The organism is Bradyrhizobium sp. 137 (assembly GCF_023074095.1).
Taxonomy (GTDB): domain Bacteria; phylum Pseudomonadota; class Alphaproteobacteria; order Rhizobiales; family Xanthobacteraceae; genus Bradyrhizobium.
The window spans coordinates 58636-77834 of record NZ_JADPKU010000018.1 but is presented as its reverse complement, the minus strand read 5'-3'; the positions used below and the strand labels follow the sequence as shown (position 1 = coordinate 77834).

21 protein-coding genes are annotated in these 19199 nt (G+C 64.2%); 14 read left to right on the top strand and 7 right to left on the bottom strand.

All coding sequences use genetic code 11. The features are described from left to right. Window positions 1–154: 154 nt before the first annotated feature. A complete protein-coding gene (locus IVA78_RS03565) occupies window positions 155–1126 on the bottom strand; it encodes a DUF2336 domain-containing protein (protein ID WP_247275887.1) in 972 nt (323 codons plus the stop codon). Window positions 1127–1381: 255 nt separating this feature from the next. Between IVA78_RS03565 and IVA78_RS03560 the strand changes: the two genes are divergently transcribed. The 6 genes from IVA78_RS03560 to IVA78_RS03535 all read left to right on the top strand — a co-directional run bounded on the left by IVA78_RS03560 (window position 1382) and on the right by IVA78_RS03535 (window position 7428). Beyond that, entirely contained in the window at window positions 1382–1570 is a 189-nt protein-coding gene (locus tag IVA78_RS03560; RefSeq protein ID WP_247275886.1) for a hypothetical protein, read from the top strand. Between the two features lie 14 nt (window positions 1571–1584). After that, a complete protein-coding gene (locus IVA78_RS03555) occupies window positions 1585–2346 on the top strand; it encodes a hypothetical protein (protein ID WP_247275885.1) in 762 nt (253 codons plus the stop codon). A gap of 237 nt (window positions 2347–2583) precedes the next feature. Continuing rightward, window positions 2584–5997 carry a CHAT domain-containing protein gene (locus IVA78_RS03550; RefSeq protein WP_247275884.1) on the top strand — a complete coding sequence of 1138 codons (3414 nt, stop codon included), beginning with the start codon at window positions 2584–2586 and terminating at the stop codon, window positions 5995–5997. Between the two features lie 41 nt (window positions 5998–6038). Beyond that, on the top strand, window positions 6039–6467 hold the full coding sequence (locus tag IVA78_RS03545) for a hypothetical protein (RefSeq protein WP_247275883.1): 429 nt from the start codon (window positions 6039–6041) through the stop codon (window positions 6465–6467). Beyond that, on the top strand, window positions 6464–6661 hold the full coding sequence (locus IVA78_RS03540; RefSeq protein WP_247275882.1) for a hypothetical protein: 198 nt from the start codon (window positions 6464–6466) through the stop codon (window positions 6659–6661). The genes IVA78_RS03545 and IVA78_RS03540 overlap by 4 nt, the downstream gene beginning before the upstream one ends. A 2-nt stretch (window positions 6662–6663) precedes the next feature. Beyond that, complete coding sequence (locus tag IVA78_RS03535) at window positions 6664–7428, top strand: hypothetical protein (RefSeq protein WP_247275881.1); 765 nt, start codon at window positions 6664–6666, stop codon at window positions 7426–7428. 42 nt (window positions 7429–7470) lie between these two features. Here the strand turns inward: IVA78_RS03535 and arsC are convergent, their stop codons facing one another. Both arsC and IVA78_RS03525 read right to left on the bottom strand, forming a co-directional pair. After that, window positions 7471–7872, bottom strand: coding sequence for an arsenate reductase (glutaredoxin) (arsC, locus tag IVA78_RS03530; RefSeq protein WP_247275880.1), 402 nt, complete (start codon window positions 7870–7872; stop codon window positions 7471–7473). Window positions 7873–8091: 219 nt separating this feature from the next. After that, window positions 8092–9168, bottom strand: coding sequence for a Cj0069 family protein (locus IVA78_RS03525; RefSeq protein WP_247275879.1), 1077 nt, complete (start codon window positions 9166–9168; stop codon window positions 8092–8094). Window positions 9169–9609: 441 nt separating this feature from the next. On the opposite strand from IVA78_RS03525, the gene IVA78_RS03520 reads away from it, so the two are divergent. From IVA78_RS03520 to IVA78_RS03490, 7 genes are all read left to right on the top strand, one after another. Next, entirely contained in the window at window positions 9610–9840 is a 231-nt protein-coding gene (locus IVA78_RS03520; RefSeq protein ID WP_247275878.1) for a hypothetical protein, read from the top strand. A 39-nt stretch (window positions 9841–9879) separates the two neighbouring features. Then, window positions 9880–10767, top strand: coding sequence for a DUF1259 domain-containing protein (locus IVA78_RS03515; RefSeq protein WP_247275877.1), 888 nt, complete (start codon window positions 9880–9882; stop codon window positions 10765–10767). Window positions 10768–11145: 378 nt separating this feature from the next. Further along, window positions 11146–11349 carry a hypothetical protein gene (locus tag IVA78_RS03510; protein WP_247275876.1) on the top strand — a complete coding sequence of 68 codons (204 nt, stop codon included), beginning with the start codon at window positions 11146–11148 and terminating at the stop codon, window positions 11347–11349. Window positions 11350–11848: 499 nt separating this feature from the next. Continuing rightward, window positions 11849–12595, top strand: a complete 747-nt coding sequence (locus tag IVA78_RS03505) for a sulfite exporter TauE/SafE family protein (protein WP_247415461.1) — start codon at window positions 11849–11851, stop codon at window positions 12593–12595. Window positions 12596–12607: 12 nt separating this feature from the next. Beyond that, window positions 12608–12778 (top strand): hypothetical protein, encoded by a 171-nt coding sequence (locus IVA78_RS03500; RefSeq protein WP_247275875.1) that lies wholly within the window; start codon window positions 12608–12610, stop codon window positions 12776–12778. A gap of 153 nt (window positions 12779–12931) precedes the next feature. After that, complete coding sequence (locus IVA78_RS03495; protein ID WP_247275874.1) at window positions 12932–13525, top strand: hypothetical protein; 594 nt, start codon at window positions 12932–12934, stop codon at window positions 13523–13525. A 28-nt stretch (window positions 13526–13553) separates the two neighbouring features. Beyond that, complete coding sequence (locus tag IVA78_RS03490; RefSeq protein ID WP_247275873.1) at window positions 13554–14054, top strand: heme-binding protein; 501 nt, start codon at window positions 13554–13556, stop codon at window positions 14052–14054. A gap of 66 nt (window positions 14055–14120) precedes the next feature. Here IVA78_RS03490 and IVA78_RS03485 read toward each other — a convergent pair whose 3' ends face one another. The 4 genes from IVA78_RS03485 to IVA78_RS03470 form a co-directional block, all read right to left on the bottom strand. Continuing rightward, a complete protein-coding gene (locus tag IVA78_RS03485; RefSeq protein ID WP_247275872.1) occupies window positions 14121–14525 on the bottom strand; it encodes a GFA family protein in 405 nt (134 codons plus the stop codon). Window positions 14526–14894: 369 nt separating this feature from the next. Beyond that, entirely contained in the window at window positions 14895–15479 is a 585-nt protein-coding gene (locus tag IVA78_RS03480; RefSeq protein ID WP_247275871.1) for a DUF1254 domain-containing protein, read from the bottom strand. Beyond that, a complete protein-coding gene (locus tag IVA78_RS03475; protein WP_247275870.1) occupies window positions 15476–16054 on the bottom strand; it encodes a DUF1214 domain-containing protein in 579 nt (192 codons plus the stop codon). Before IVA78_RS03475 ends, IVA78_RS03480 begins: the two co-directional genes overlap by 4 nt. A gap of 9 nt (window positions 16055–16063) precedes the next feature. Then, complete coding sequence (locus IVA78_RS03470; RefSeq protein WP_247275869.1) at window positions 16064–18340, bottom strand: PBP1A family penicillin-binding protein; 2277 nt, start codon at window positions 18338–18340, stop codon at window positions 16064–16066. A 294-nt stretch (window positions 18341–18634) separates the two neighbouring features. Here IVA78_RS03470 and IVA78_RS03465 point away from each other — a divergent pair, with 294 nt between their 5' ends. Further along, window positions 18635–19150, top strand: coding sequence for a YcgN family cysteine cluster protein (locus tag IVA78_RS03465; RefSeq protein WP_247275868.1), 516 nt, complete (start codon window positions 18635–18637; stop codon window positions 19148–19150). The last annotated feature ends 49 nt before the right edge of the window (window positions 19151–19199 follow it).

Genomic DNA, 19199 nt, shown 5'->3' with positions numbered 1-19199 from the left:
TTGCGCTCAATCGTCCGGTCATAGCTGTTGTCGCGCATCGGATCGTCCTCCGCTGGAGCGATCCAATCAGCGAATTAGTGAACATGCACAGCAATGACGAGCTTGGGGGCGTCGCGCGCGCGATATCCAATGCCGTTGGCTGTGAAGGCAAGCCTTACCGATCCGATCCGCCGGTGCGGGTGCGCACCGTCGGGCTCGTGCCCGGCTGCACGCCCGGCCGCGTCTGGCTTGCGCCTGTACGCGCGCGCTGGCGCTCGCCGTCATGCAGCGAAGACTGGTACTTTGCGCGGGTGACGGCGAGCGTCGAGCCGCGCCAGGCCGCCAGCATCACCAGCGCCGAGCGCTCGCCGAGCCGGTCATAGAGCCGCGACAGCCGGTACACGTCGTTCACAGAGGTCCCGATCTCCGGCTTGAAGAACAAGAGGATGCGCTGGAAGACCGGGCTCGGCATGTCGAGTGCGCGCGCGGCGACCGCGAGCGCTTCGCCGCCGGCATCGTCGACGATCTGGGCCGCGACGCGCGAGGGCAGGATCAGGCTGTCGCCGAGCTCGAGGGTGAAGTTCTCGATGTCACCCGCGATCGCCGCCATCTCCAGGATCTGGATCGCGCGCTTGGCGCGCACGGCCGGAATCCGCGGCGCCGCTTTGAGCGGGGTCTGCGCCAGATTGTGCAGGATCAGCGCGCGCTCGGAGGCGCCGGCGCGGAAGAACATGTCGTGGATCTCGGCGGCGTCCTTCGGCTGCATCGCCATGTTCGAGGCCAAGCGCTGCTCGGCCTCGGTGGGCGTGCGGACCGGGGCGGGTGCCGGCGGCTGCGGAATCTCTCGCGCCAGCGGAACCCTGCGGCCTTCCTGGGCGGCGACCAGTCCGAGCTTCTGGAGGATCGGGACCGGCGTCGATGGATAGACCGCGAGCCGCGCCTTGACGGCGGCGCGCGTCGCGTCGTCGACCTGGTCGATCAAACGTGTGGCGAGCTCGACGAATTGCCGCTGTTCGTCATCGCTGTGGACGCGCGTCTGGACATAGAGGTCGGTCAGCACGCGCAGCAGCGTCGGACGGATGTCGACGCCTTCGCGACGGGAGAGGGTCATCAGCCCGTCGAATCCGGGAAACAGCGACTTGGTCATTGAGGCGTACGCAACTCGGGAGAGACACTTGTCACGAGCCTATCGCAGGTTCTTTTAAAGTCTCGTTAAGGAAAACGAGGCGTGAAGCCGGCTCGGCAATTTATGGCATTGTCGTGCCGCAACGGGACGGCGCGGCACGGCCCGTGCGGTTACGGTCCGGAAAGCGCGTTTACATCCCGTTAACCATGAACTGATCTTAATGAATGCATGTTGCATGAGCGGTTTGGTCGCGCGGCAATTGATAGAGAGCTGGATATGGGGACGATCATCGAATTTCCGGCCGGTCGCCGGGCAGGCTCGTCGGGGGATGCCACACCGCGCACGGAAACGGGAATGGTTCTGATCCTCCCGGTGATCCGTATCGAGCGCGTGGCGGACGAAACCAGCGGCGATCGCGGGCCAGAGCAGGGCACAGCGCCGGGGCGCCGTCGTCGCCGCCGCTGACGTCCGGCTTTGCAATGCCGGACACCATTCGCCAGATCCGGCCTTTCGTATCGGCCGTCCTGCTCGCGCTGCTCGGCGCGACGCTCGGCGCCTGTAGCGGCGGCGATTTCGGCCGCACCCGCGCCGACATGCGCAGCGACGACATGCATCGCTGGCTGGGTGCGGAGGTCACCTCCAGCGTCGGCCTGAAGCCCTCGCAATTCCAGCTCACCGACGAAGAACGCCAGCTTCGCGACCTCGCCTATCCCATGATCGAGCCGCCGTTATCGCGCCCCGCCTGGAAGACCGTGTTCGGCGACTACAAGCCGCTGCCATCGCCCTGGCGGCAGAAGATCGTGTTCGACCGCACCATGTACGGGCGCACGCTGATCGACGAGCCGCACCGCTCGCATTCCTCGCGCTATGCGCAGCTGATCGAGGACGTGCGCAACGACATCACACGCTTCGAGCCGTTCTTCGCCAGCGCCATCCGCGTCATCGATCTCGACAGGAAGCGCGATGCCAGCATGGCGCGCGTCTCCGCGCTCTCGCCGAGGGAGAAGGACGACGCGGTCGCGCGCATGCAGGAGAACTCGCTGATCGTGCAGTGGGTGCAGCAATGCCTCGAGCAGCGGGTTTCATCCTACCGCTGGGCGCTGGAGCGGCTGGTGATCCAGGCCCCCGACGGCATGGCCGCCGACGCCGACCGCCTGATCGGCGAGCTCGCCGCCCAGACCGCCAACCCGCCGGTCGCAGCGCAGCCGCCCTACGGCCGCGCGCTCGTCTCGAAGGGCTGACGTACAAGCTCGCCGCATAAACTCGCTGCCTGTCGAGCGCGGCCATCTTACCTCGCGGCCAATCGGCGCGACGAGGTTGAGCCGCCTGTCGTGCGCGATCCTAGGCACCTTATGCCGGCGGTAGCCCGCTAACGCTCTTGTGGCATCGGGAACCGCATTGATTGTGCTTGTCCTTCCGGGCCGTCTGGATAGGATTATCTCGTTTCTTCAAGTCATTTTACCCAAAGGTCCTTCAAGATGAGCTTAGACGCCACGCGTCCGTTCAAGAGCCGTCTGGACGTTTCACCACACCACCTGCTGGCACTTGCCATTCTGCTTGGATCGACAGGCTCCGCAGCCGCGCTGACCAAGGAGGCGGCGATCGAGAATTGCCGGATGACTGTCGGCAGACCGATCGTGCAGGGGTGCATGCGTGCAGGCGGAGGCCCCGCCGGGGGCGCCAATCTGGAAGCTTGTCGCGCCAAGGCCACGCCTCAGGTCCGGGCCTGCGTGCAAGCGGCGCTGAATGCCGCCAATGGCCGCGCCAATGTCGCAGTCGAGCTTCCGAAGGAAGCGGCGCCCAAGCTCGAGCAAGGCGCTGCGCTTCCGAAGGACTTCGTTGCGCCGCCGCGCAGCATCGCCGACATCACGGCGATCCTCGACGGCGACAAGCCCGACGAGAAGATGATCGCCGAATTGAAGTCGGATGCCGATGCCGCACCGAGCGGGAAGGAATCCCGTCAGGATCTGGCGCAGTTCTATTTCGATCGCGCCAACGCGCGCGCGCAGCTCGGCCGGCTCGGCGAAGCCATCGCCGACGCCGACAAGGCCGTGGAGGTTGGGCGCGGCGCCGTCAGTCCTCATTTGCTGGGGCGGATGTTGCAGCTCCAGTCCCTGCAGCACGCTCTTGCAGGCGATCCGAAACGCTCGCTTGAGATCATGCAAAGGCTCCTGCGCGAATCGGCCAGCATGCCGGGCGCCAGGGGAATGCAGTTCAATACGAACCGCGCGATCGCATCCGTCCTCATTCAGATGGGAGACGTCGCGCAGGCGGAGGCCTATCTTCGCCGCACCCAGACCGCGATACAGGAGGCCCGCACCAGCGGTCATCCCAATTGGCGATCCGCCTATGCTCGATTTGGCCAGAGCTGGGAGGGCGAGCTGGAGATCGCTCGCGCCTTGATCTTCGAGGCACGCGGACAGTTTGCCGAAGCCGAGGCTGCCTATCGCACGGCAGAGCTTCGCAAGCGCGCAAGCACGAAGGCCGTCATGGAATCGGACAATCCACCGGCCGAGACCCTTCTGCTGCAGGCGATCGACGGGACCGTGTTGAACCAGGCGCGCATGAAGGCGAAGCAGGGCAGGCTCGCCGAGGCCGAGGTGGACGCGCGCCGCGCGCTGCTCTCGCGCCTGAAGGATACCGGCAAGTACAATCCCGTGACGCCGCGTTTCGTGATGGCGCTGGCGGGCATTCTGGTCGATCAGGGCCGTTACGAGGAGGCGGAGAAGCTCGGCCGTGTTGCCCTCGACATCAACAAGACCGTGGGTGTGCCGGAGGATTCGCACGCGACGGTGCAGCTGCTGTCGCAGCTTGCCGGCATCTTGACGCTTCGGCGCAACAACGCCGAAGCAAGCGCGATGTTTGCTCGGATCGACAAGGCTGTGGCCGGCTGGGAGCCGCAGCGCCGCCAGGTGTTCGAGCTCAATCCGGCCCGGATCCTGTCGCTCTATGGTTCCGGGCAGCTCGACGCAGGCATTGCCGCCGCCGAGCAGCTCGTGAAGAAGCAGATCGCCCGGGTCGGCGAAAATCATTTCGACGCGGCTTCGGCGCGTGGCACGCTGGCGGTCGGATTGATGCGCGCTCGGCGCGATGCCGATGCCATCAGGGAGTTCAAGGCCGCCATTCCGGTCATGATGGCGAGCGCCAACGAAAATGCCGATGACGAGAACACGACCGTGGTGGCTGCGCGGAGTCAGCGGCTGCAGACCATCGTCGAGAGCTATCTGCTGCTGCTCGGCAGGGCGGAAGGAGCCGGCAAGGAGGTCGGCGAAGAGACGTTCAGCCTCGCTGACGCCGTCCGTGGTCGCTCGGTGCAGCAGGCGCTGGCGGCGTCGAGCGCGCGTGCGGCGGCAAAGGATCCCGCCCTCGCCGAGCTCGTGCGCAAGGAGCAGGACCTGACCAAGCAGGTCAATGCCCAGCTCGGCACGCTCAACAACGTGCTCGCGCTTCCCTCGGCGGAGCGCGACGAGAAGGGCGTTGCGCAAATCCAGGCCTCGATCGCCGCCTTGCGCGGCCAGCGCGACAAGGCACGCCAGGAGATCAAGCAGAAGTTCCCGACTTACGCCGATCTCGTCTCGCCCAAGCCGCCGAGCGTTGCCGAGATTCGTGCGACGCTGGCCGACAGCGAGGCCATGCTGTCGTTCTATTTCGGCCAGAACGGCAGCTTCGTCTGGGCCGTGCCGAAGTCGGGGCCGGTGGCGTTCGCGGCCGTCCAGGCCAGGATCGGCGACATCGAAACGAAGATCCGCAAGCTGCGCGAAGCGCTCGAGCCGCAGGCCGCGATGATCTCGGACATTCCGCCCTTCGATCTCAAGCTCGGCCATGAACTTTACGAGCTGCTGCTCAAGCCGGTCGAGAGCGGCTGGAAGCCGGCCAGGAACCTGATCGTCGTGACCAATGGCGCGCTGGGACTGTTGCCGCTGGCGTTGTTGCCGACGGCACCGGCAGAGGTGGCTGCGGATGAGGACCCGCTCTTCATCGGTTATCGCAACGTGCCGTGGCTGGCGCGAACCCATGCCGTATCGACGGTGCCGTCGGCGGCGGCGTTGCGCACATTGCGGCAGCTGCCGCCGGGCAAGCCCGGCCGCGGCGACCTCGTGGCCTTCGGGGATCCCTATTTCAACAGCGATCAGCAGGCCGAGGCGGAAGGCGGGCAGAAGATTCAGGTCGCCGACGCCAGCGGCAACGTCACGCGCGGCGGGCCGCTGAAGCGACGCAACAGTCCCAAGCTCGAGGGCGTCGACAGCGCCGAGCTCGGTCTGTTGCCTCGTCTGCCCGATACCGCGGACGAGCTCAAATCGATCGCGCTGGCGCTGCAGGCGGACCCCTCGAAGGTGCTGTTCCTTGGCAAGAGCGCGACCGAGAGCGCCGTGAAGACGATGAATCTGTCCGGCTTCAGAATCCTGGCCTTTGCCACCCATGGTCTGGTCCCGGGCGAGCTGAACGGATTGACGCAACCGGCGCTCGCGTTGTCGTCACCGGCGGTGACGGGCGAGGGCGGCGACGGGCTCTTGACCATGGAGGAGATCCTCGGTCTCAAGCTGGACGCGGACTGGGTCGTCCTGTCAGCCTGTAACACCGGCGCCGGCGCTGGCGCAGGGGCCGAGGCGGCATCCGGGCTCGGGCGCGCGTTCTTCTATGCCGGAACGCGGGCGCTGCTGGTGACGAACTGGTCGGTGCATTCGCAGTCGGCACGGCAACTGGTGACAGACTTGTTCAAGCGGCAGGCCGAAGATCCCAAGCTGTCGCGCAGCGAGGCGCTGCGCCAGGCGACGATGGCTCTCATCGATGGTCCCGGCTATCTCAACAGCGAGGGCAAGACCGAGTTCGCCTATGCGCATCCGCTGTTCTGGGCGCCGTACACCATCATCGGCGATGGCGGCTTGCGTTGACCAACCGGGGAAGGGGTGCACGGACAATGAAGCGGAATGTCTTGCTGGGCCTCATGGCCGCAGGTTTGCTGTTCTCCGGACCAACGCGCGCCACGCCATTGATTACGGAAGAGGAAGCGAAGCTGCCGCCGCCGAAGGGCGCGGTTGCCGTCGATCAGCGCGGCATCATGCGCGGCCCCAAAGTCGAGTTCGTCTCGCCGGGCGACTCGGCGAGTTCACCTCTGCGACTGGTATTGAAGTTTCAGTCTTATGGCGGCGCAAAGATTGATCCGGACTCGGTCAGGGTGATCTTCCTCCGGACGCCGAATGTCGACTTGACTCCGCGGGTCAAGCCCTTCGTCCAGCCCGACGGCATCAACATGCAGGATGCGGAACTGCCGCCGGGCGAATACACGGTGCGCGTCGATATCAAGGACAGTGATGGTCGGCCCGGCACGACCATCTTTACGCTGAAGGTCGCACCCAAGTGACGTGCCCCTACTGCCAGTCCGGAACTGCAGAGGGTGCGCTGGTTTGTGCGTCCTGCGGGCGCGACATCGCCGTTCCCGCCACGCTGATCGCCGAGCGTGACGATCTCCTGCGCAAGCGCGAGGAGCTGCGTGATGAACTGCGGAAGGCCAGAGACGAGGTCGAGGCCATTATGAGGCGAAGGAAGTCGCGCTAGCGATGGAATGTCCGTTTTGCGCCGAGACGATCAAGGACGAAGCCATCGCGTGCAAGCATTGCTCGCGGGACTTGCGCGTCGTGCGGCCGACGCTTGTCGAGATTGACGAGATCGTTGCCGATCTGGACAAGATCAGGCGCGATCTCGATCGTGTCAATGTCCGCCTCGAGCGCTACAACAATCCGCTGCGCTATTACGGAACGCATGCGGTGCTCTATATTGCCATTCCGTCCCTGCTGCTGGTGATCGCGCATGTGCTCGTGACCATCACCTTCAACGTGTCCCCGATCCCGCTTCGGATCGCATCGATCGCCATACCGCTGCTGTTCGGTTTCGTGGCCTATCCACTGCATCGGGTCTTCGCCCTGACGGCATTTGTGCTGGGGTTCCTGGCGGCTTGCGTCAGCATCTTCGCGATGCTGACGGTGACCGGGATCCACGATCACGTCCCGATCCTGCCGACGATCTGGATCGAGTGGCGGGAAGTGTTCGAATATGGCGCGAGCATCCTGCTGGCCTTCGTCTCCGGCAATATCTTGAGCGTCGTGATCTTCCAGGTCTTGCCGCGTGTGCTGTCGCACGGGGGCAAACCGAACGCGTTCGCCTTCCGCGTGGCGCGCCTGCTGGGACAACATGTCGGCGAGGAACAACTGCGCCGCCGTGCCCGCTTGATCCAGGACCTCATGCAGACAGCCGGGCCGCTGGCCGGTGTCGCCGCAACCGCGGTCGGCTCGATCTACGCCGGCTTGAAGGGGCTGCTTGGATAGCGTTGCGAACGGTGCGGGGCGGCCGGCGAGAGCAGCACCTGCCTATCGCGATTCCACCACCTCGCCGTCCTCCTTCACGAACCGGCCAACGGGATTCTCCAGGAGATCGATGACGGCTTCCGAGGGACGGCACAGTCGTGTGCCTTTTGGGGTCACCACGATCGGACGGTTGATCAGGATGGGATGCGCGAGCATCTGGTCGATCAGCTCGTCATCGGACCATTTTGGGTCATCGAGGCCGAGGTCGTGAAAGGGCGTGCCTTTCTCCCGCAGCAGCGCGCGAGCGGAGATCCCCAAGCCTTTGATGAGCTCGACCAGCGTTTCGCGGGATGGCGGCGTCTTCAGATATTCGATGACGACAGGTTCGACGCCGCTCTGCCGGATCATCGCAAGCGTGTTGCGCGAGGTGCCGCAAGCCGGGTTATGATAGATCGTGACGGTCATCGGGTTGCCTCCGCAGCAGGGATTGGGCTGGCCGTGCGAGTGTCCGAGCAGCCAATTCATCAGCAGCATATCTGCAAACGCGCCACAAGGCTCCGCAAGGATGAAGCGGGGCGGGTCAGCGGGGCGAAAGGCCGCAAAGGTGTTTGCCAGGGTCGCGCGACCGCCACGGCCGGATGGCGGACGAGGTCGGCGCACGCTTATTGGTCCCGACAGTTTCTGTCAGCCGCAGCGCACCTCCTGAGCGCGCAGCAAGCGGTGCCTGACTGTTCGCGCGATCGCTGCCGGCGCCTCCTCGGGGATGGCAAAGCAGGAACTCGCGTTGATCTCGCACAGAACGTATGTGTCGGCCCCTGACGCATCGCGTGGCCCGTACAGGAAGTCCGCATCCCAGATCACCGGCAGCGAAGATTCATCGATGCCGAGCGTCTCCATCATCTGCGGGGTCCATTCGTGCTCCATGGCCCTTCGCAACGACTGGAACGGCGGCGCATCAGGCCCGTGCATGATTCGCGGTCCCGGTTGCGCCTCAGCAGCATCCGGGCCTCCCTGCGGCGGCGGGATCAAGCCCTTGATCAATTGATGCCCAAAGCCTGCGACCCTGGCGCCGCTCATGTAGCAGCGGATCATCCCCTCGGGCAGACGAGGTTGGAATGCCTGGTCGATGATGCAGCCACCCCAGCCGAAATATTGCTCGCAGCGCGCGATGAGGGCATCGAGCTGGGTGTCCTCAGGCAGGCTGCCACGTTGGGCATGGAGCACCCGGACCATGGCGTCCGTGTTCGGAAGTGCTTCGACCTTCCAAACGCCCTGGCCACCATTGCCGCGATTTTGCTTCAGCACGCGCGGGCCGCTTGCCCGCAGGCGCGATGGAAATTCGGCGCGAAAGGCCGCCACGGTATCATAGCGGTGCGTGTCGGTGCCCCAGCCCAGGTGACGCGTCCGGTAGAGCACCTCTTTGACGCCCATCTTCAGGATCACGTCGGGATGTGCGCTCACCCATGTACCTTGCGCTGCAACGTCGCGCAGCAGGTCGTCGAGCTCGGCGCGGGTTTTGCCTTGATGGATCGGATCGATCCAGACGAGCACGCCGTCGGCGGCGAGCAACTGGTCGCGCACCGCATCGGCGAAGCTTTCGTCGTAGATCACCGGTTGGGCTTCGATGCCGATAGCGGCGAGTGCTTCGAAGACGCGAACGAAGCGGCTGTTTTGCGCCGTCGCCTCCCGGCGCGCGGCAGCATCGCCGCGCGAGAGAATGGCTACGGTGTTGCGGGAAGTGGGGTGTTCCTCGGTGTCCATGCGCAAGCTCCACGAATTGCGTGCTGCGCAGAGCTTGGACCGGAGTCTCACGGGGAGTCTGCTTCATCCCCACGCGGGCAATCTACGTGAGATGGTTCGCATGTTTCAAGACCCAGGTTCGGCCGGTTCCGTCGGAACGTTGAACATTTCTTGACCGGTCGCGGGCATGCGCGCGTTGACAGCTCGTCCGTCGAGGCTTTTACTCGCTGCAACGGGGACATGCGATCTCCCCGTGAGGCGACATGCCCAAGCATCGCGTCCTGATCACCAAGGGCGCCGCATGTCATGATTACCCGATCTCATCCGAACAATTCTTGGTTCATCGTGCGCACGCCGAAGCGCATCGATGGCCGCATCGTGTTGCGTCTCCCGGGTTCATCCGGGCGCCACGTCGCAAGCCGATCTAACCTGGGGCAGGGATTTCACCTGGAGAGAAAGACCATGTGTACACGCATCCTTCATGCCGCCCTGTTTCTCGCGTTCGCGTCAGGGCTGTCGAGCGCACACGCTCTGACACAGGAGGAATTCATCGCCAAAATCCAGGCTGCCGGCTATTCGCAGGTCAGCGACGTCAAGTCGACCGCCGAGGGCACGACCGCAAAGGCCGTCAAGAACGGCAAGCAAGTGCGGCTCGTCGTCGACAGTGGCGGCCAGATCAAGGAGCAGAAGTGAGGCACTGGCGGACGAAATCCAGATTGAGGGAGCAGTTCAATGAGAAAGACAATCCCGGTTCTGATGCTCATCGGCACCTGCTTCATGGTGGCGGCTCACGCCCAGAATGTCGACTGGCAGAAGGTTGATGAGACGCTGGGCCGCAAGCCCACTGTTACGGACGATGTCCATCGCTACGGCTTTCCTCGCACCGATCTCACGGTGACGCTCGACGGCGTGACCATCAAGCCGGCGCTGGCGCTTGGCGGTTGGGTCGCGTTCAAGCCGGCGCATGGCGGCGCCATGGTCATGGGCGACCTCGTGCTGCTCGAGACCGAGGTCAATCCCGTCATGGCGAAGATGATCGCGAGCGGTCTCGAGATCACCGCCGTACACAATCATCTGCTTCGCGCGAGCCCGGCCACATTCTACATGCACATCGCCGGACACGGAGATCCAGTCAAACTGGCCTCGGCCATCCATGATGGGCTTGCCGAAAGCAAGACGCCGCTGACGGCCGCGGCGCCAGGGAACGCGCCGCCTGCCATCGAGCTCGACACGGCCAAGCTCGACCAGATCATCGGCGTCAAGGGGCAGGGCAATGGCGGCGTCTATCAGTTCAACGTGAAGCGGCGCGACCCGATCACGGAGGACGGCATGCCGCTGACTCCGGTCGGCGCTATGGGCGTTGCGATCGCCATCAACTTTCAGCCGACCGGCGGCGGCAAGGCGGCCATCACAGGCGATTTCGTCCTGACCGGCGACGAGGTGAACCCGGTCCTCGCGGCGCTGCGGACGCATGGCATCGAGGTGACGGCGCTGCACAGCCACATGCTGGACGAGCAGCCGCGGCTCTTCTTCATGCATTTCTGGGCCAACGACGATGCCGTCAAACTTGCAGAGGGCTTGCGGGCGGCGCTCGACAAGACGGCCAGCACGAAGAGCTGACGCCCGGGAGGGAGCTGCGCACGATGATGTTCGTCGGGCCAGTCGCGTGCTTGACCGAGTCCAAGTCATCCGAAGCGCTGGTCCAATGCATGGGCGTGGAGCAAGGCACTTGTCGTGCCTTGCCCCGCCGTGCAGCGCCAAGCGCTGCGATCCTTTCTGAACTCATGTGCGGACCGGTTGTTACCGTTCATCGAACAGAGGAGGAAACCATGCGCGTTCTTGCGATGATAACGGCAGTTCTGCTGTCCTGCGCTGTCGGCCCCTTACTTGCCGCCGAAATGGAGAAGGTCCCGACGCAGTCGGGTCCGGCCGCCGTTCCAGTGCAACCGGATCAAACGCCCGGGCAGGCCGAGCAGGCCCGCGAGCAGGACAGAAAGGATGCTGAAGACGTTCAGATTGGCCGTGATTGGAAAGCGCAAGGCGGCAGCGAAGGCGAACGCGCGGGTCGAGCTGACTCATCCGGGCAGGAGCATCAAACCGTGGGCCGAGATTGGCGAGCTCATCCTGACGATCGTGAACGGCGGTGAATCGACAGCCAACCTCCGGACGCTCGCAAGCGCTGGTTGTCTACGAGTCAGTTGAAATATCCATCCGCTGGTCAGAGCGGAGTGCGGAGGGCATTTGACAAATCCGCCTGCTGCGCAATAGTTGCGGGTACGGGGAAGCGATCTCCCCGTGAGGCGACATGCCCAAGAATCGCGTCCCTTTTTCGATAAGGACGCTGCATGTCTGCCGTTTGCCTATCCATCTCCAAACCCTTCTATTCCTCTCGCGTCAGGACCTCGCGGTCGGCCGGTCGCCGCGCGATCGCAGGCTCGTCAATCAGTGGGCGTCGGGTCACTGACAGCCTGCCGGCGGAACGCCGATTCTGGCGCTCAACATGTACGAGCACCTGTCACGTCGATTATGGCGCCAAGGCCAGCAGCTATGTGCTCGCCGGCATCTTGCAGCATATCGCGAGGACGGGAGGTAAGCGGGAGAAGCGTCTGACATAACACCTGATGATTTCGGGGGTACCGCGAGCTCCCCGTGAGATGGATTCCCATCCAAGCGCTCGCCACCTCGTTCCGGGGACGGTCATATGGATGTTCTTGTCTTCACTGTCTTTGCTCTTGCCGCCCTCGTCGGCGGTTTCGTCAGCGGCTTCTCGGGCTTTGCGATGGGTCTGGTGGTTTCCGGCGTCTGGCTGCACATCATCACGCCGATACAGACCGCCACTCTGATCGCTGGATACGGTCTGCTCACCCAGGGTTACGGCATGTACAAGCTGCGACATGTGGTGGATCTGCGCAAGGCATGGCCGCTCGCGCTAGGAACCGTCATCGGCATTCCGATCGGCGTTGGAATTCTCGCCTATCTCGATCCCGTCTATCTGAGGTTCGGCGTCGGATTATTGTTGCTGGTCTACTCGATATATGGCCTCACAAGGCCGGTGTTCGCGCCGATGAAGATCGGGACCGGCGCCGATATCGCGATCGGCATCTCAAACGGGATGCTTGGCGGGCTGACAGGACTCGGCGGCGTCATCTCCACGATATCGTGCCAGTGGCGAGGTTGGCCGAAGGATGTGCAGCGGGCCGTCTTTCAGCCGGTGCTGTTCGTCGCCTTCGTGGTCATCTCTCTGTCCCAGGCGGCGGCCGGCACGATCACCAAGGAAACACTGATGCTGTACGTACTCGGCGTTCCCTTCATGGTCGCCGGCCTTTGGTCCGGATTCAAGCTGTTCGGAATGATCGACGACGAGACCTTTCGCAAGTCTGTGCTGGCATTGCTGCTGATCGCCGGGCTCTCGCTGATCGCGTCGACACTGCCGTTTTCCTCCCGCTGACCATGAGGCTTCATGCCACTGAAGAGCTTGGGCTTCATCCCGGTCCCGAATGGCCTGAACAGCGATTTCGATGACGCCGCCTTCGATCCGAAGACGCGCGGCGTCTTCATTGCGCACACGGCGCCCGACTGCCTGGAGGTGATCGCCTTCTGGTATTCTCCGGCGAACGATGACTGCAGATGAGCCGAGGCAAGCCGCACGCCGATCCGATGGACCGAAAAGTTGATGATAGGAAAATTGATGATAGGCACCGCCACAAACTTTTCGTTGCGACCTTCCGCATGGGCGTGGCTTGCTCTTGCATCCATGCTGATTTGGTTATTGGGAGGGAACGCCATGGCCGAGACCCTGAATTTTGACAACGTTCCGGCCGGAATGCCGCCGGAAGGATGGACTTTAACGAAGACCGGTCAGGGAGAATCGAAATGGACCGTCGAGGCCGAGCCCACAGCGCCAAGCAAGCCGAACGTCCTCAAGCAATCCGGACGGGCGACTTTTCCGGTCGCCATCAAGAGTGGTACCACCATCCGCGACGGTTTTGTTGAAGTGAAGTTCAAGGCGGTTACCGGGTCCGAAGATCGCGCCGCGGGAATCATCTGGCGCGCCAAGGATGCCGACAATTACTACGTCGTGCGGGCCAACGCACTGGAGGACAATGTCGTGCTTTACAAGACAATCAACGGCATTCGAACGTCACTGGAGATTGTCGGTCGCAAGGGCGGATATGGCGTCCGCACACCGGTGGCGTCCGGGCAATGGCACGCGTTGCGTTGCGACTTCGCGGGACATCGATTCAAGGTGACCTTTGATGGAAAGCCGTTATTCGAGGTGGAGGACGCCACGATTACGAATGCCGGGATGATCGGCCTGTGGACCAAGGCGGATAGCGTGACCCTGTTCGATGATCTGGCATATGGTGAGGTCAAATAGCATCTGCCCAACCTCGCCGGAGTTAGCCATGAACGCTCGATGTCTGTCGGTCGCGACCGCCCTGCTGATCGCGTGCATCAGTCCAATGGAGGCGGAAGAAGCCCTCGTTGCCTACAAATCGCTTAGTCCGGAGCTGGCGCTCGATCTCGCGCGTGCCGCGTTGGATAGCTGCCGCGCCCGTGGCTACCAGGTTGCCGTCGCTGTCGTCGATCGCTCCGGTCTAACGCAAGTGATGCTGCGCGACCGCTTTGCAGGTCCTCACACGCCAATAACGGCATCCGGCAAAGCGTGGACAGCTGCGTCGTTCAAGACCAGTACGACCGATCTGAATGCGATCAGCCAACCCGGCATGATGCAGGCGGGCATTCGAAATCTTCCCGGAACAGTCATCATCGGAGGCGGGCTGATCGTCGAAGCAGGCGGCTCTCTGGTCGGAGCGGTCGGCGTATCCGGCGCTCCGGGCGGCGACGCGGACGAAGCGTGCGCGAAAGCCGGGATCGAAGCCATACGCGACAAGTTGGAGTTTTGAGGCGCGGATCAAGCTCGCGGCTGGAATGCCTTAAACGTTGGCGCGAAGCCGGATCGACGCCTGTCGCTAGGGCTGCGGAGGAAAGCGATCGAACGTCGGCAGCTCGTGTGCACGCTCCATCCAGCGCAGACGCTCGGCGACCTGGATGTGCATCGTGGCCGGCACGGCATCGGGATCATCGTAGGTCGCACTCTGGACGTCGATGATCCCAGGCATGTTGGCGTTGACGTAGAACAGGCCAGTTCCGCAGTCACCGCAGAAGCGCCGCCGAGCATGTTCCGAAGACCGGTACACCTTGGGCTCGCCCTTGGTCACCTTGACCGCATCCTCCGCATACATCGTCCAGCCGACGAGCGGAGCGCCGGCGTGAAGCCGGCAATCGCGGCAGTGGCACAGCGCGTGCACGATTGCTTCGCCCTCGATTTGATAACGGATTGCGCCGCAGTGACAGCCGCCGGTGATGGTGCTCATGCGTTTCTCCCGCTTAACGCAAGTTTTTCAGATCGATAGCGCTGGAAACGTGCTGCTTCAACGGGCGCAATCGATTTTCGATTGCGTCCTACTGTCGCCTGACATCTCCCGCCATCGCGGCTGCGGTCAGATTACTGGGGAGCAATTGTCGGCCGCGCGGTTCCGCACGCGCAACGGCCGATCCCTCGATGATGGCATTGTGCCGGTGTTTTGCCCGACGTGTCAAAAGGACGTTTGGCCCGAGCCCAGCGCCTCGCGGCCGCTATGGAGGAAATGCCGACATGAAAACGGTCTTGACTTCAGTAGCTTGGCTACTGTGCATGGGGTTGTTTTCGCAGTTTTGTTGCTGCGCTGCCGAAGCGGCGCGCTTCAGCGCCGGCTGCGCGGCGCTTCGGCTTTGGCCGGCGGCTCGGTCTGGGGGGCGCAGGTCGCGGCCGCGAGCGAGCCTTGCGCCTGCGGCATCAGGCCGGGCTCGGGGGCGAGCGCCTTCATCACGATCAGCCCGGTGGTAGCAGGGGAATCGATGATCAGGCGGTCGGCCGCGGTGACCTCCTCGTCCTCGGGCAGCTCGTTGTGCTGCGCCTCCGTCATCAGGTCGAGCTCGATCACCTTGCGGCCCGCGGAGCGGTCGTTGATGGCGTAATAGGCGATCTCGTTACGGGTGTAGAACGACACCGAGGTGTAGGCCGGGCTCACCGGCACGGTCAGCTTGATCGGCCCGCCCGACAGATCGTAGCGGCAGATCGCGAGCGCAAAGGCCGGATCCATGAACGGCATCGGTGAGGTCTGCGGATCGGCGAGGGGAAGCTGGGTGACGGCGTTCACCTTCGTCATCGGCGTCAGCCGCGAATAGGCGTCCTGCGTCGCGATCCGCGGCAGCGCCAGCACGCTGACGAGATGGACCACGAGACCTAGAATGATGCCGGCAACGATGGTGAACAACAGGCGGATCATAAGCAGCCCACCGTCGTGATCTGCGGCATCGGCGCATCGCGCTGGGTGCGAGTGGCGACGCCGACGGGGGTATCGTAGAGGCGCAGCATCAAGGCGTAGCGCTCGATGCCGCCGGTCGGCAGCCAATTGCCGGCGCGCGAGCGCGAGGCGATGCGGATCTCGAACGAGCCGTCGGACTGGCGCACGATCTCCTGGCTGGTGAAGCCGTAGCGCTGCAGCGAATTGGCGACGAGGTGGCCCTTGCGGTCGTACAGCGTCAGCGTCCAGAACCGCGCCGGCGGTGTCACGCCGGAGACGATCACGTCGCAGCGGCCGTCGAGCGCCTTCTTCTTGTCGTCGGTGGTCGCGGTGAAGGCGACGCCGTCGCCGGTGCCGATCGGCAATTCGCCGTTGCGCACAATAGTGGCGCGCGAATAGGGATCGACGTCGGCGGTGCCGGTGCGCGGGCGCGCGGTCCAGGCGCCGATGGTCAGCGCGCCGATCTCGGTGCCGCGCGTCGTCGTCATCCAGGTGGCGCCGACGCCGACCACCGTCGCGAGCAGAAGGGCCGTCAATGTGATCAGGATCAGCCGCACGGGTTTCGATCAGTTCTTGCGCGGGGCGGAGGCGTTGGCGTTCTCTTCCGCATAGTTCTGCGGGAAGGCGAGCGCACTCGTCGACGAGGCCGGCTTGGTGTCGGCGGCCGATTTGTTCGCCGTCTTGGCCGCATCATCCAGCAGCTTCTCGACGCGCACCAGAACGTCGGCGCCGCGCTTGGTCAGCACGGGCGGCGGACCGGGCTTGGTCTCCAGCACCTTCGGCGCCGCATTGGCCTGCGCGTTGCTGACATGCTGCGGCGGCAGCTTCTGACCCATGCCGATGCCGGCGATCTCCCGCACCTCGACGCCCTGATGCGCCGCGACCATGATGTCGTGCCAGGTCTGCGCCGGCAGCGAGCCGCCGGTCATGCGGTTGGTGGGCGAGTAGTCGTCGTTGCCGTACCACACCGCGCAGGTGAAATTGCCGGTGTAGCCGACAAACCAGGCGTCGCGATACGCGTTGGTGGTGCCGGTCTTGCCCGCGGTCGGAATGCCGTCCAGCGCAGCGCGGCGCGCGGTGCCTTCGCTGACGACGTGGCTCATCATGCCCGCCATGTCGGCCGCAACGGAGGCGGGGATCGCCTGGCGCGGCTTCGGACCGTCACGGTCCCAGCGCCAGACGAGGTCGCCGGCGCCGGTACGCACCTCCAGTACCGAATGCGGCGTCACCGCCTTGCCCCGGTTCGGGAACGTCGCATAGGCGACGGCATGCTCGAGCACCGTGACTTCGTCCGAGCCGATCGGCAGCGACGGCGTATCGGGCAGCGGCGCCTTGATGCCGAAACGGCGGGCGACCTCGACGATCTTGGCGCGGCCGACCTTGGCCGGGTTCGGCGCCTTCGGCTGATCCCGCCGGCCGATCTCGATCGACAGCTTCACCGGCACGACGTTGATCGAGCGCGTGATCGCCTGGGTCAGCGTCACCGAGCCGGAATAGGAATGGCCATAATTCTGCGGGCACCAGTTGCCGATGCAGACGGGGCCGTCGACCACGACCGAGTTCGGCGTGTAGCCATTCAGCAGGGCGGTGGTGTAGACGTAGGGCTTGAACGAGGAGCCGGGCTGGCGATAGGCGTCGGTGGCGCGGTTGAACTGGCTGGCGCCGTAGTCGCGGCCGCCGACCATAGCGCGGATGCCGCCGTCGAGATCGGCGACGACGGTCGCCGCTTGTGTCGCGTGATAATCGCGGCCGAACTGGCGCAGCTGGTTCTCGATCGCGTCCTCGGCGGCCTTCTGCACATTGGTGTCGATCGCAAGGCGTACCACGAAGACACGCTCGGTGTAGGACTTCGGGAAGGTGTCGACGAGCTTGCGCATCTCGTCGAAGGCGTAGTCGAGATAATAGTTCGGCGACGCTTCGTCGCGGCGGTCGACCGCGAAGGCCGGATTGCGGCGGGCGCCGAACACCTGGCCCTCAGTCATGAAACCGGCATCGACGAGGTTGTCGAGCACGACGTTGGCGCGGGCGCGGGCGGCGGGCAGGTTGATGTGCGGGGCGTATTTGGTCGGCGCCTTGAACAGGCCGGCGAGCATCGCCGCTTCCGCCAGCGTCACGTCGCGCGCCGACTTGTTGAAGTAGAAATGCGCGGCGCCATCGACGCCAAAGGTGCCGCCGCCCATATAGGCGCGGTCGAGATAAAGCTTGAGGATCTCGTTCTTGCTCAGGCGCCATTCCAGCCAGATCGCGAGGAAGGCCTCATTGACCTTGCGCTCGATGGTGCGCTCGTTGCTCAGGAACAGGTTCTTGGCGAGCTGCTGGGTGATCGAGGAACCGCCCTGGCGAACGCCGCCGGCCTGGGCATTGGTGACGAGAGCGCGCGCGGTGCCGGCGACGTCGATGCCGAAATGGTCGTAGAAGCGGCGGTCCTCGGTCGCCAGCGTCGCCTTGATCAGCACGTCCGGAAAGTCTTCCAGCGGGATCGAGTCGTTGTGCTTGATGCCGCGGCTGCCGATCGGGTTGCCGTAGCGGTCGAGGAAACTCACCGCGAGGTCGGACTTCTTCAGCCAGTCCTCGTCCGCGGTCTCGCGGAAGGCGGGGATGGCGAGCGTGAGCATCACGACCAGGCCGCCGAGGCCGACGGTGGCGGCTTCCGACAGCGGCTCGATGAACACCCAGCGCTTCCACCGCCCGACATAGAACCGGTCCATGAAGGTCGAGTAGCGCTCGTAGAGCTCGCGGATGCCCTTGGCCGAGGAGAATAGCGAGGAGTCGATGCGCGCATCGAGATCCAGGAGGAAATTCCGGATCTTCTGCTTCCAATGCGGTGGTATGATCTGGCGCACCTAGAACCCTTGCGGCTTGCTTCGAAAGCGTTCAAGCACCCGGCCGGGGCGGCATCGAGACGTCTTGCGGGAATGTTGCGGCAAACCCAAGGCGCCCGGTTCGCGTCCTTTGGGGACTTGCTGTTCGTTCTAGCCGAGCAGGGCCCATAAACCAATGGCCACGCTCGCGATTTTGAACAACAGGCCTAATTGGCCCCGGGTCATTACGGGCCTCAAAGGGCCTCTGCTTGCACCTGCACAGCCGCACGCCGTAGATGACATCGCCGTAGCTCTTTCGAACTCTTGTTGAGGCGCATGACCGCAGCTCCCAAACGACCTTCCGGCCAGGAAGGATTCTTCTGGAAAACCAAGACGTTGGAAGAGATGTCTCAGGATGAATGGGAAAGCCTCTGCGACGGCTGCGGGCGCTGCTGCCTGAACAAGCTCGAGGACGAGGACACCGGCGAGATCTATTTCACCCATATCGGCTGCAAGCTGCTCGATGGGGCGAGCTGCGCCTGCAAGGACTACCCGAATCGCTCCGACAAGGTTCCGGACTGCGTCCGCCTCACCCCGGCCAATGTCCGCATCCTGAACTGGCTGCCGCCGAGCTGCGCCTACAAGCTAGTTGCCGAGGGGCGCGACCTCTATTGGTGGCATCCGCTGGTGTCAGGCGATCCCAATACCGTGCATGAGGCCGGCGTCTCCGTACGTGGCCGGGTCGAGGGCAGCGAGGAGGAGATCCCGGACGAGGATCTCGAGGACCACATCGTGCAATGGCCGGCCGCGCTGCCGAAACGAGCCCGCCTGAAGCGACGGCCGAAGAACTGACTGCCGCAGACTCCGGATCACGGGTTCGGGATGACCCGGCGGCGGGATG